We start from the raw sequence: 12,238 nt of genomic DNA on the forward strand, positions 1-12,238 counted from the left end.
GATCGAGGGGTCGATCGCGCCGTCGACCGGCCACGCGAAGTCGGTCGACGGCTTCACATGGAGGATGGTCTCCACGGCGCGCGCGGAGGACGTGTTGCTCATGTCCGTGTAGCGGTCGCCCGCCACCTTGTCCGCGAGGGGTTCCAGCAGGGCCAGTTCCCCGTCGGTGAGCGTCAGCCTCGTCGCGGCGGTGTTCTCCAGGAGCCGGGAGCTCTTCCGCGTGCCGGGGATCGGGACGACGGACAGTCCGTGGACCTGCGCCCGCTGCTGCACCCAGGCGAGGGCGACCTGCGCGGGGCTCGCGCCGTGGGCGGCGGCGATGGTGCGGACGGGCTCCAGGAGCGCGGCGTTGGTGCGCGCGTTGTCGCCGTTGAAGCGCGGCTGGGAGCGGCGGAAGTCGTCCGCGCCCAGCTCCTTGCCGGCATCGGTGAAGGAGCCGGTCAGGAAGCCGCGCCCGAGGGGCGAGTACGGCACGACGGTGACGCCCAGTTCGACGGCGGCGGGCACGGCGCTGCGTTCGGCGTCCCGGCTGAAGAGCGACCACTCCGACTGGAGGGCGGCGATGGGGTGGACGGCGTGGGCCTCGCGCAGTTCGGCGCCGGTGACCTCGCTGAGCCCGAGCTGCCGGACCTTGCCCTCGCGGACCAGCTCGGCCATGGCCCCGACGGACTCGGCGAACGGGACGGCCGGATCGCGGCGGTGCATGTAGTAGAGGTCGATGACGTCGGTGTTCAGCCGGCGGAGGCTGTTCTCGACGGCCCGGCGGAGGTACGCGCGGTCGTTGCGCACGCCCCGGTACGCCGGGTCGTCGTCGCGGCGCTCGATGGCGAACTTGGTGGCGAGGACGATCTCGTCGCGGTGCGCCCCGACGAACGGCGCGAGGAAGGTCTCGTTGGCGCCGCTGCCGTAGATGTCGGCGGTGTCGAAGAGCGTGACGCCCGCCGCCAGGGCCGTCTCCAGGGTCTCGCGGGCGGCGGCCTCGTCGGTGTCCCCGTAGAACTCGCTCATCCCCATGCAGCCGAGCCCCTGGACGCCCACCTGCGGGCCGTCCGTGCCGAGCTGCGTGGTCGCGATCTTCTGGTCGGTCATCAGGCACAGGGCCTTTCCGGCGCCCGCCGGGCGCCTGCGTAGAACTCGATCTTGTGGTCGAGGACGGCGAGGGTGTCCTGGAGCTCCGCGATCCGCGTGCGGACGTCGCGGCGGGTCGCCTCCAGCAGCTCCTGCCGCTCCTCGAAGGTGTGCTCGCCCTCGCGGATCAGCTCCGCGTACCGGACCATGTCGGCGACCGGCATCCCGGTCAGCCGCAGCTTGCCGACGAAGGCCAGCCAGTCGAGATCGCGGTTGGTGAAGCGGCGCTGCCCGGTGTGCGAGCGGTCGACGTGGGACATCAGCCCGATCCGCTCGTACCAGCGCAAGGTGTGGGCGGTCAGCCCGGTGAAGGCGGCCACCTCGCTGATGGTGTAGCGGTCCTGGCCCTCGGGCCGGGGGTGCGCCTTGGGTGGCGCCACGCACAGGTCCGTCCGCGTCGAAGCCGTCCCGGCCCTCGTCTCCGTCTCCGTCTCCATCACCGTCATGACCACCACGCTAAATCCTTCGAGTGCACTCGAAGCAAGCGGATTCGGAGGCAGGTTTCGGCCATCGGCAGGGAACCCGATTCAGGCCCTACCCTCGTAGGCATGCAGAGTCTGGCACTGATCGAGAACTGGCCCGTCCCCACCGCGGCGGCGGCCGTCGTCCGAGCGGACGGGACGGTCGTCGGTACGCACGGCCCGACCGCGCACCGCTTCCCGCTGGCCTCCGTGACCAAGCCGCTGGCCGCGTACGCCGCGCTGGTCGCGTACGAGGAGGGCGCGGTCGAGCTGGACGAACCGGCGGGCCCCGAGGGCTCCACGGTCCGCCACCTCCTCGCCCACACCAGCGGCCTCGCCTTCGACGAGCACCGGGTGACGGCCCCGCCCGGCACCCGGCGGCTGTACTCGAACGCCGGCTTCGAGGTCCTGGGCGACCACATCGCGAAGGCGACGGACATCCCCTTCGCCGAGTACCTGCGCCAGGCCGTCCTGGAACCCCTCGGCATGACCGCCACGACCCTGGACGGCTCTCCCGCCCGCGACGGCGTCTCCACCGTGGACGACCTGATCCGCTTCGCCTCGGAGGTCCAGGCCCCGAGGCTCCTCGACCCGCGCACGGTCCTGGAGGCCCAGACCGTCGTCCACCCCGGCCTCAAGGGCGTCCTCCCCGGCTACGGCCACCAGAACCCCAACGACTGGGGCCTCGGCTTCGAGATCCGCGCCCACAAGTCCCCCCACTGGACCGGCACCCGCTCCTCCCCCGCCACCTTCGGCCACTTCGGCCAGTCCGGCACCTTCCTCTGGATCGACCCGGCGGCAGGCGCCGCCTGCGTCGCCCTCACGGACCGCGCCTTCGGCCCGTGGGCGGCCGAGGTGTGGACCCCGTTCACGGACGCGGTGCTGGCGGAGCTGGCGTCCTCGTAACCTCTCCGGCCGGGCCGGCGGCGGTCAGGCACTCGAACCACACGGTCTTCCCGCCGCCGTCCGGGCGCGGTTCCACGCCCCACTTGTCGGCGACGGCGTCCAGGAGCAGCAGCCCGCGTCCGTCCTCGGCCAGTTCGTCCGCCTCCACGAGCACCGGCAACCGCGGGCACGCGTCCGCCACTTCGACACGGATACCGGCGCCGCCGGGCAGCCGGAAGACGAAGGTCTGGCACCGCCGCCCCGGCACGTGCCGCACCACGTTGGCGATCAGCTCGGTCAGCGCGAGCCCGGCCGCGTCGACCAGTTCCGGCATCCCCCAGCCCTTGAGGTAGAGCCACAGGATGCGGCGCAGATGGCGGGCGGAGTGCGCTCCCATGGCGAACTCCGCGCGGTAGACGGGTTCTTCGTGGCCCTCGGACTCAACGTCCGGGTCAGTTACGTGATTCATGTCACCATCCTGCGAGCGGATGACTACGCTCGGCTACGTACGGAACCGAACGCCGCAAGGCGTTGCACACCGGAGGTCCGCCGTGGCCAACATCCAGACGCTCGATCCCTTCGCCTCTCCCCTGGACTACTACGGCTCCGAATTACGCCGTATCCGCGAGGCCCACCACCTCAACCAGACCCAGCTGGGCCAGGTGATCTTCTGCTCCGGCTCCCTCATCGGCCAGGTCGAGACGACGAAGAAGGTCCCCACCCGCGACTTCTCGGAACGCGTTGACGCGGCACTGGGGACGGACGGGCACTTCTCACGGTTGGTGGGGTTGGTTCTGCGGAGCCAGTTGCCCACGTGGTTCCAGCCGCACGCGGAGATGGAGGCGAAGGCCGCGTACATCTGCACGTACCAGGCCCAGTTGGTCTACGGCCTGTTGCAGACGGAGGAGTACGCGAGGGCCGTGCTGGCCACAGGCATGCCCGACGATCTGGACGCGCTGGTCGCCGCTCGCATGGAACGCCAGCGCATCCTGGTACGTGACCGGCCGCCGCTGATCTGGGTCATCCTGGACGAGGCGGTACTGCACCGGCCGATCGGCGGCCACAAGGTCATGCGAGCCCAACTGCAGCGACTGTTGGACGCGGGCGCGAAACGGTGGATGCGGATCCAGGTCCTGCCCTTTGCCACAGGTGAACACGCGAGTCTGGCAGGCTCGTTCACCACGATGCGCTTCGATGACGATCCGGATCTCGTCTACACCGAGGACCTCATCTCGGGCCATATGACCGCCAACCCCGACACGGTCAGGGAGGGCGCGCTCCGATACGCTCAACTGCAGGCAGCGGCCCTCTCCGTGGAGGAGTCGGCGGCTCTGATCGCCCGCGTGATGAAGGAGCGTTATGGAGATCCGTCCCTACCTGACAAGCGCGCAGTGGCGTAAATCCAGCTACAGCGGAAACACCGGCGGCGAGTGCGTCGAATGCACCGTCACCGGCGGCGCCACGTGGCGCACGTCCTCGTACAGCGGCAGCACCGGCGGCGAATGCGTCGAAGCCGCCCCCGGCGCTTGCCCCACCGTCCCGGTCCGCGACAGCAAGCTTCCGGACAGCCCGGTGATCCTGGTCGGGGCGGACGCCTGGCGCGGGTTCGTCAGCGGGTTGCGCGGGGAGTGAGGCGAGGCGGTCCGGGGCCGAGCCCCGGACCGGGCGGGACATCGCTGGGGACCGGGCCCCCGTCGGCCGTCGTCACGCCACGGCACCGCGCAGGGCCGCGAGGCGGTAGTCGCGGGGCGTGGTGCCGTACGCGTGGCGGAACGTCCGGCTGAAGGCGGTCGCGCTGGTGAAGCCCCAGCGGGCGGCGATGGACTGGATGGGCTGCCGGCGCAGATCGGGGCGGGCGAGATCGGCGCGGCAGCCCTCCAGCCGTCGGCGGCGGATGGTCGCCGCGACGCCCTCCGGCTCGTCCTGGAAGAGCGCGTGCAGGGAGCGGAGCGACAGGTGGTGGTGGGCGGCCACTGTCCCCGGGGTCAGGTCGGGATCACCGAGGTGGTGATCGATGAAGGCCCTGACCTGCCGGAGCAGGGCATGGGCGCGCAGTTCGGCGGTCGGCTCCACCGGGGAGCCGAGCTGTCCGGCCAGCGTCGAGGCGGCCAGGTCCACGGCCATCTCGCCGAGCCCGTTCAGCTGGTCGGGGGTGCAGTCGGGACCGCTGTCGGCCAGGTTCGTCAGGAACCCGGCCAGGACGGCGGCGAGACCCGTCCCGGTGCGGATGCGGCGGGCGAGGAGCCGCTCGACCCGCTGGGACGGGAGCGGCAGCCGCGCCTTCGGTATCTGGAGGACGAGCACGTCCACGTCCAGGCCGTCCGCCCCCGAGCCGGACTCGTACGGGCGCGAGGTGTCCCACACCGTCATCCCGCCGACGCCGAGTTCCGCTCTGCTCCCCTCCTGCCCGAACCAGGCCGTTCCCCCGGCCACCAGCGCGAGCTGGTACTGCTCCGGGTCCCCCTTCCTGATCAGCGCCGGGGTCCTGCGCGAGCGCAGCGGCCCGTAGCTGAACCGGGCCAGTCGCGCCCCTCCGAGATCGAGCATCCCGCCCCGCGCGTCGAACGCGCCGGGATCCTCCGCGCGGAACGCGGTCGGCAGGAGGACGTCGGACACCACCTGCTCGAACCACGCGAACCGGTCCCCCGGCGCCGCTTCCGCTGCCGTCATCGTCTGCCACACCGTCACAACTCCCCCATCACGGCCGGTCGTTGCCGGAAAGGGTCAGTTTCCGGCCGGATGCAGTCTGAAGGATCGGCCAAGATCACGCCAGCGACACCAGGGAGTGGCGCCCGTTCTTCCGCGTTCCGGCTCCGCCGTGAGCCGGCCCCGTCCCGTCCCGCGCGCATGGTCAACAAGGGCCGCACGCGATGCACACGCGGGCGCCCCGGCCGCGCCTAGGCTCCCCTGCGACGTCCGAGCGGTGCGGCGGCGCGTACCGGAATCGACCGGACGGTCCGGGCACCGGGCCGGGCACCGTACGGTGCTCCGGCGACCCAGAGGGGGATCCCGTGAAGAAGAGAACGGCCCGGCTCCAGATGTTCGGCGCGGTCCTGGGCATGGCTGCCCTGCTGATCGGCATGCAGGCCCCCGGCGCCGAGGCCCGGAGCGGCTACCGCTTCAAGGTCCTCCAGAGCCAGAAGGTCCTGGAGATCGGCGGCTGGGCGACCAACAACGGCGCCACGGCCAACCAGTGGGACGTGACCGGCGGCGCCAACCAGGAGTGGACGGCCTACGCGTACGACACCGGCATCTGGGACTACATCAAGAACGCGCACAGCGGGAAGTGCCTGGAGATCGCCGACTGGCGCACCGACAACGGCGCTCCCGCGCGCCAGTGGGACTGCCACGGCGGCGCGAACCAGCAGTGGAACCTCTACTACATCGGTGACTACGTGATGGTCCTCAAGAACCGCCACAGCGGCAAGTGCCTCGAAATCGCCGACTACTCCCAGTCCAACGGCGCGTCCGCCCGTCAGTGGGACTGCCACGCCGGTCTGAACCAGCAGTGGGTCATGGAGTAGCCGACGACTCCCCGTTGAACCCGCTGCTCCGGGGCGGCGGCGTCATGGCGACGCCGCCGCCCTGTCGGCGTCCCCGGCGTGACCGTCAGGCCGTCGCGATGCGGCCCGCGTAGCGCTGGGTCCAGTCCGGGACGGTGTCCGCGGTGAGGACGACGTCGTAGTAGCCGTGTTCGGTGGGCCAGTCGACGACGGCGGAGGAGCGGCCGGGGACGGTGAGCTTGCGGGTGCCGCCCGTGTAGTCGTGGGCCCTGAGGGTGTAGCGGACGGGGCGGCGGCCGTCGTTGTGGAGGTGGAGGCGGACGACGGGGCGGCGGCCTCGGACGAGCCGGGCCTCGACGCGGGGGACGGCGAGGTGGCGGGTGTCGGCGTCGTCAGGGAGGACGCGGCCGGCGAAGGTGCGGAGGAATCCGTCGGGGCCGTAGACGGAGAAGGCGTAGGCGCCGTCGGTGAGAGAGGTGTCCCAGGTGTACGTGCGGGGGGTCTGGGCGCTGACCGTGTGGGGGGTGTTGGTGAAGGGGAGGTGGCGGTCGGGGAAGACCTGGAGGCTGACGGCCTTGCCCTCGGGGCCGCCGGTGAGGGTCATGTGGGCGGTGACGGTGCCGGTGGCGCGGTCCTCGGTGAGGGTGGTGTGGGGGTGGAAGGAGAGGCCGCGGGGTTCCATGCGGTCGCGCGGCGGCTTCGGCGGGGTGCCGGTGACCGGGTCGGCGATGACGACCGGGCCGGGGCGCGGGTGGGCGAAGTCGATGGCGCTGGTGAGGTCACCGGCGATCGAGCGGCGCCACGGGGTGATGTTCGGGCAGGTGAACGGCTTGCCGAGGTGGGCGGCCCAGGTCTCCAGGAACTTCACGGTCGAGGTGTGGTCGAAGACCTCCGAGGCGACGTAACCGCCCCGGGTCCACGGCGAGACGAGCAGCATCGGCACCCGGGGACCGAAGCCGTACGGGGTGGTGCCGGCGTACTCGCCGGGGGTGCCGGACTCGGGGCGCGGCGGCAGGACGTGGTCGAACTTCCCGTCGTTCTCGTCGTAGGTGATGATCACCAGGGTGTGGTTCCAGATGTCCTCGTTGCTCTGGAGGGTCTTGAGGACCTTGTTCATGTACCGCTCTCCGTGCACCGTGTCGAAGCCCGGGTGCTCGCTCCACGCGGCCGGCATGACCACCCAGGAGACCTCGGGCAGCGGGTGCTCGGCGCCCGGTTCGCAGGCGGCGATGAGGTCGCGCAGGACGGCGTCGAGGTTGGCCTCGGAGTCGTCGTTGGGGGTCGTGGCGCCCGCGTAGACGAAGGAGTTGGCCTTCCAGATCTTGCCGGTGCCCGGCGCGAGGTCGGCCTCGCTCGCGGTGCGCGGGTCGAAGGCGGCGAAGCTGTTGGTGACGTTGCAGCCGTACTCGCCGACGTAACCGCTCTGGAGGCTCTTGCCGACGCCGTTGCCGCTGTTGTCGGAGTAGACCCGCCAGTTGATGCCGGCCTGTTCGAGCTGCTCGGGGACCGTGGTCCAGCGGCGGGTGTAGTTGTTCTGGCCCGCGTTGGTCGTCTCGCCGCCCGCCGCGCCGCTCATCAGGTAGTAGCGGTTGGGGATGGTGGGGCCGTGCAGGGAGCAGAAGTTCATGTCGCAGACGGTGTACTGCGAGGCCAGCGAGTACATCCACGGCATGTAGTCGGGCGTGTAGTACCACATGCAGTGGTCGCCCTTGTCCTTCACCCAGGTGTCCCACCGGCCCTCGTTGGCCCCGTAGAAGTTGTGCTTGTCGCTCCACGTGGCCGTCGAGACGGCGGGCGTCACGATCGTGCCGTCCGCGTCGCGCTGCTGGAAGACGTTCGTCCCGTCCTGGAAGGTCAGGACCTGCTTGTCGTCGTGGCCGCGCACCCCCTTCAGCTGGCCCAGGTAGTGGTCGAACGACCGGTTCTCCTGCATGAGGATCACCACGTGCTTCAGATCCGAGATGTCGCCCTTGTAGCCCGTGGGCAGGCGGTACTCGGCCGCACCCGCCCGCGCCCCGCCGACCGCGTCGGCCACCGGGCCCGCCGCGATCGCCCCGAGCGAGACGGCCGCCGTCCGCAGCATCCGGCGGCGGCTGATCCGGAACTCGTCGGTGACGGCATCGGGCCGTACGCCTGCCGACGCGTCGACGGGGGCGTCGGTCTCCGGCGTGGAGCACGGCTGTTCGGTGATCTGGAGAGTCATCGGGGCACCTCTGGGGGGAGAGCGATCAGGGAAGGAACGTCGGGGCGTGCCTGCGCAAACTAGGGCGCCGTGACGAACGGGAGGCGAACCGTGCGCGTATTCCTGAGGCACCGGAAGATTTCCACGCACCCGCCCCGAGGTCGAGCCGCCGCACGGTGATAGCCGAAACTCGCGCCCCGTTGGCCGGTGGGCCGGTCTTGCCGCCCGGCGGCGCACTCAGGCCATTCGACGCAACTCGTCCGGTAACTGCCCTTGTGCAGAAGGCGGTTAGGCTTGCATACGCCGTGGGCGGGGTGACGCCGCCCGCACCCGGAAGCCCGCCGTACGCACCGAGGGGGAAACCGTGCACGACGAGGACGTGGAGCCGTCCGTCTTCCGGAAACTGGAGGCGAACGATCCCGTGCGGCTCGGCGGGTACACCCTGGTGGCCCAGCTCGGTGCCGGCGGCATGGGCAAGGTCTATCTGTCCCACACCCAGGCCGGGCGCCCCGTGGCCGTGAAGGCCGTCCGGTCCGAGCTGGCCGACGATCCGGAGTTCCGGCGCCGCTTCCGGCGGGAGGTGGAGGCCGCCCGGCAGGTGCACGGCCTGTACACGGCAGCCGTCCTCGACAGCGACACCGACGGCACGCCCCCCTGGATCGCCACCGCGTTCGTGGAGGGGCCGACCCTGGCCACGGTGGTCTCCCGCCACGGGCCGCTGCCGGTGTCCGCCGTCCTGCTGCTGACGGCCGGCATCGCCGAGGCGCTGCTCGACGTGCACGCCAAGGGCCTCGTGCACCGCGACCTGAAGCCGTCCAACGTCCTGCTGGCCTCGGACGGCCCCCGGGTCATCGACTTCGGCATCGCCCGCGCCGCCGACGCCACCGCGCTCACCCGGACCGGGATCACCATCGGCACCCCGATGTTCATGTCGCCCGAACAGGCCGTCGACGGGAACGTCGGCCCGGCGACCGACGTCTTCTCGCTCGGTCAGGTCGTCACGTACGCCGCGACCGGCTCACCGGCCTTCGGCGCCGGCCAGCCCCACGGGGTGCTGTACCGCATCGTGCACGAGGAGCCCCGCCTGGCCGATGTGCCCGCCGCCCTGCTGCCGCTGCTCCGCCGCTGCCTGGCCAAGGAACCGGACGACCGGCCCTCCCCCGCCGAAATCATCCAGCTCTGCCGCGCCGCTTCCGAGGGCGGCACCCTCAAACGCTCGGGAGGCTGGCTACCCCAGGCCGTCAGCGCCGACATCACCCGGCACCGGCGCATCCCCACGGACACGCTGAAGGACGAGGGGCCGGGGCCGGGCGAGGGGCAGCGGCGGGGCGAGGACCGAGAACAGAGCCGACAGCCGAACCGGGGGCAGGGGCCCGAGCAGGCAGCCCCCGCCACAGCCCGGACCGCGCCCCCGCCCGAGCAGGCCGACGCCGACACCGAGTCCGCCGCACACCGGACCGCACCCCCGCCCAAGCGGCCCGACACCGAGTCCGCCGTGCACCCGGCCGGACCCCCGACCGCCGCGCCGGACGGCGCAGACGGTGCTGCGTCGGGGCCGTCCGTGTCCACCCGGAGGCCCCGGGCCGCCCGGAGGTCCCTCCCCCGCAGGTCCGTTCTCGGTCTCGGCGTCACGGCCGTGACCGGTGGGGCCGCCGCGCTACTGCTGCGGGACGAGGGAAAACGGACGGCGTCGGTGATGACGGGGCACACGAAGCCCGTGCTGTCCGTGGCGTTCAGCCCCGACGGCAGGACCCTCGCCACCGCGGGCGACGATCTCGTCGTACGCCTGTGGGACGTCGCGTCCGGAAAGACCGTGGCCAGGTTCACCGGCCACACACGCGGCGTCGGATCCGTTGCCTTCAGCCCGGACGGCAAAGTCCTCGCCTCCGGCAGCCTCGATCTGACGATACGTCTGTGGAGCGTCGGCACGGGCAAGGCGGCCACCGTCCTCACCAACCACTCCGGCCCCGTCAACGCCGTGGCCTTCAGCCCCGACGGCAAGTCCCTCGCCTCCGCCAACGACGACCACACGGCGCGTCTGTGGAACATGAGCACGGGCGAGATCACGCGAACGTACAGAGGCCACACGGGCATCGTCTCGTCCGTGGCCTTCAGCCCCGACGGCACGGCACTCGTCACGGGCAGCTACGACAGGACCGCCCGGCTGTGGGACCTGCCCCACGGGACGACCGCGGCCACGTTCAGCGGCCACGCGGACACCGTCACCGCCGTGGCGTTCTCCCCCGACGGCAAGACCCTCGCCACCGGCTCGCTCGACCTCACGGCGCGCCTGTGGGACACGGCCACGACGCGCGCCAGGGCGACCCTCACCGATCCCACGAGCGCTGTCGGCGCCGTGGCCTTCCACCCCGACGGCACCACCCTCGTCACCGGCGGCCTGGACGACATGGTCCATACGTGGAACGCGGCCACCGGCAAGGCCGTGCGCACCTTCCGCGGTCACACGGACACCGTCAACGCCGTCGCCTTCAGCCCCGACGGCAGGACCCTCGCCTCGGGCAGCGCCGACCGCACCGTAAGGCTCTGGCATCTCGACTGAGCGGCCCGGCTCCTCCCCCGTGCACGGGTGTGGTCATCCTCCTGCGGCGACCGCTACCCTCCCCGCCCATGACCGACATCGTCCGCGCCACCGCCTCCGACGTCCCCGCGCTGGCCGGTGTGCTCGCCAGCGCCTACGCCGAGGACCCCGTCTGGTCCTGGCTGATGCCGCACGACCGGGACCGCAGGCTGCGGTTGCTGTTCACCGCGCATCTCGCCCAGCAGGTCCCGGCGGGCCGGGTGTGGACCGATCCGGAGCGGACGGTGGCGGCGATCTGGGCGGAGCCGGGGCGGTGGAAGCTGCCGGCGAGCTACCTGCTGCGGAACGCGGGGACGCTGCTGCGCGCGGGGCGGGCCCAACTGCCGCGTACGGGGCTGCGGTTGCTCGCCATGGAGCACCGCCACCCGGCTGGTCCCGAGCACTGGTACGTCGAGTACATCGGCACCCACGCCGACGCGCGCGGCACCGGGCGAGGCTCGCGGGTGCTGGGCGCGCTGCTGGAACGGGCGGACGCGGACGGACGGCCGGTGTTCCTGGAGTCGAGCAACCGCCGCAATCTGACCTTCTACGAACGGCACGGGTTCACGCTCCAGGAGGAGATGACCTTCCGCTCGGGGCCCCCGATGTGGTCGATGTGGCGGCACGGCGCCGCGTCCTGAGCGGTGCCCGCCGCGACACCCCGTTCAGTCCGGCAGATGCCCGCCGGGGCGCCCGTTCAGTCCGGCAGCTCCCACATCAGCACCTCCGCCGCCTCCCCCGCGACCAGCTCCAGCCCCGACTCCCCGGTGATCCGGGCCGCGTCGCCGGGCGTCAGCCGTTCGTCGCCGAGGGCCACCGCGCCGCGTACGACGTGGACGTACACCTTCGGCGCGTCCGGCACCGCCGTGCGCTCGCCCTCGGAGAGCCGGCGCACCTGGAGCATGGCGCCGGACTCGGGGAGGGCGTAGGGGGTGGAGTCCGCGATGCCGGGGACCGTCGTGTACACCGGGTCGCCGCCCGGTTCGAGGGGGGCCAGCCACATCTGAAGGAACGTCAGCGGGCCGTCGCCGTCGTTGCGTTCGACGTGGCGCACACCGGAGGCCGCGCTGAGGTGCTGGACGTCCCCGGGCCGTACGACGGTGGCGTGACCGGCCGAGTCCCGGTGGGTCAGCTCGCCCTCCACGACCCAGGTGACGATCTCGGTGTGGCTGTGCGGGTGCTCCTCGAAACCGGCGCCGGGGGCCAGGCGCTCCTCGTTGCAGGCCAGGATCGGGCCGAAGCGGAGGTTGTCGGGGTCGTAGAAGGAGCCGAAGGAGAAGGAGTGCCGGGACTCGATGCCGGCCGCCCCGTCCCCGCCCCGGAACCGGTCGCCCGCGCGGTGTACGGATATCACCCGTCCACGGTAGCCCGCCGGGGCCGGGAAGGACTCCCCCGCGACCGGACGGCACGAGCCGCCGGCGGCGGGAACAAGCCCCCGCTGCCGGACGGTACGACCCGCCGCCGGCCCCCCGGCGGCCCCGCCCCTTCGGGCACCCGTCCG

12 protein-coding genes are annotated in these 12,238 nt (G+C 72.0%); 6 read left to right on the plus strand and 6 right to left on the minus strand.

Annotated features, from left to right (window positions below):
• Both ACWCXC_RS34555 and ACWCXC_RS34560 read right to left on the minus strand, forming a co-directional pair.
• Positions 1–1,089 (minus strand): aldo/keto reductase (locus ACWCXC_RS34555; RefSeq protein ID WP_450891550.1); only part of this gene is annotated, 1,089 nt, incomplete at its 3' end.
• Positions 1,089–1,574 carry a MerR family transcriptional regulator gene (locus ACWCXC_RS34560; protein WP_450685690.1) on the minus strand — a complete coding sequence of 162 codons (486 nt, stop codon included), beginning with the start codon at positions 1,572–1,574 and terminating at the stop codon, positions 1,089–1,091. The genes ACWCXC_RS34555 and ACWCXC_RS34560, both read right to left, overlap by 1 nt.
• A 102-nt stretch (positions 1,575–1,676) precedes the next feature.
• On the opposite strand from ACWCXC_RS34560, the gene ACWCXC_RS34565 reads away from it, so the two are divergent.
• Positions 1,677–2,495, plus strand: a complete 819-nt coding sequence (locus tag ACWCXC_RS34565; RefSeq protein ID WP_450891551.1) for a serine hydrolase domain-containing protein — start codon at positions 1,677–1,679, stop codon at positions 2,493–2,495.
• Here ACWCXC_RS34565 and ACWCXC_RS34570 read toward each other — a convergent pair.
• Positions 2,458–2,943 carry an ATP-binding protein gene (locus tag ACWCXC_RS34570; RefSeq protein ID WP_450891552.1) on the minus strand — a complete coding sequence of 162 codons (486 nt, stop codon included), beginning with the start codon at positions 2,941–2,943 and terminating at the stop codon, positions 2,458–2,460. The two genes, ACWCXC_RS34565 and ACWCXC_RS34570, sit on opposite strands and share 38 nt — an antisense overlap.
• Before the next feature lie 82 nt (positions 2,944–3,025).
• Between ACWCXC_RS34570 and ACWCXC_RS34575 the strand changes: the two genes are divergently transcribed.
• A complete protein-coding gene (locus ACWCXC_RS34575; RefSeq protein WP_450891553.1) occupies positions 3,026–3,874 on the plus strand; it encodes a helix-turn-helix domain-containing protein in 849 nt (282 codons plus the stop codon).
• Positions 3,834–4,106: a DUF397 domain-containing protein gene (locus ACWCXC_RS34580; protein WP_450685686.1), complete on the plus strand. Its 273-nt coding sequence runs from the start codon at positions 3,834–3,836 to the stop codon at positions 4,104–4,106. The genes ACWCXC_RS34575 and ACWCXC_RS34580 overlap by 41 nt, the downstream gene beginning before the upstream one ends.
• 72 nt (positions 4,107–4,178) lie before the next feature.
• On the opposite strand, the gene ACWCXC_RS34585 is transcribed toward ACWCXC_RS34580, so the two are convergent.
• Positions 4,179–5,144 carry an AraC-like ligand-binding domain-containing protein gene (locus ACWCXC_RS34585; RefSeq protein WP_450685685.1) on the minus strand — a complete coding sequence of 322 codons (966 nt, stop codon included), beginning with the start codon at positions 5,142–5,144 and terminating at the stop codon, positions 4,179–4,181.
• Between the two features lie 341 nt (positions 5,145–5,485).
• Between ACWCXC_RS34585 and ACWCXC_RS34590 the strand changes: the two genes are divergently transcribed.
• The gene (locus ACWCXC_RS34590; RefSeq protein ID WP_450685684.1) at positions 5,486–5,998 is read left to right on the plus strand and encodes an RICIN domain-containing protein; all 513 of its coding nucleotides are present in this window, start codon (positions 5,486–5,488) and stop codon (positions 5,996–5,998) included.
• An 85-nt stretch (positions 5,999–6,083) separates the two neighbouring features.
• On the opposite strand, the gene ACWCXC_RS34595 is transcribed toward ACWCXC_RS34590, so the two are convergent.
• Complete coding sequence (locus ACWCXC_RS34595) at positions 6,084–8,180, minus strand: alkaline phosphatase family protein (protein WP_450685683.1); 2,097 nt, start codon at positions 8,178–8,180, stop codon at positions 6,084–6,086.
• A gap of 343 nt (positions 8,181–8,523) precedes the next feature.
• Between ACWCXC_RS34595 and ACWCXC_RS34600 the strand changes: the two genes are divergently transcribed.
• Both ACWCXC_RS34600 and ACWCXC_RS34605 read left to right on the plus strand, forming a co-directional pair.
• Positions 8,524–10,719: a WD40 repeat domain-containing serine/threonine protein kinase gene (locus tag ACWCXC_RS34600; protein WP_450685682.1), complete on the plus strand. Its 2,196-nt coding sequence runs from the start codon at positions 8,524–8,526 to the stop codon at positions 10,717–10,719.
• A gap of 68 nt (positions 10,720–10,787) precedes the next feature.
• A complete protein-coding gene (locus ACWCXC_RS34605) occupies positions 10,788–11,378 on the plus strand; it encodes a GNAT family N-acetyltransferase (RefSeq protein WP_450891554.1) in 591 nt (196 codons plus the stop codon).
• Between the two features lie 56 nt (positions 11,379–11,434).
• Here ACWCXC_RS34605 and ACWCXC_RS34610 read toward each other — a convergent pair whose 3' ends face one another.
• A complete protein-coding gene (locus ACWCXC_RS34610; RefSeq protein WP_450685680.1) occupies positions 11,435–12,091 on the minus strand; it encodes a pirin family protein in 657 nt (218 codons plus the stop codon).
• Positions 12,092–12,238 lie beyond the last annotated feature (147 nt).

The organism is Streptomyces sp. NPDC001515 (genome assembly GCF_053597115.1).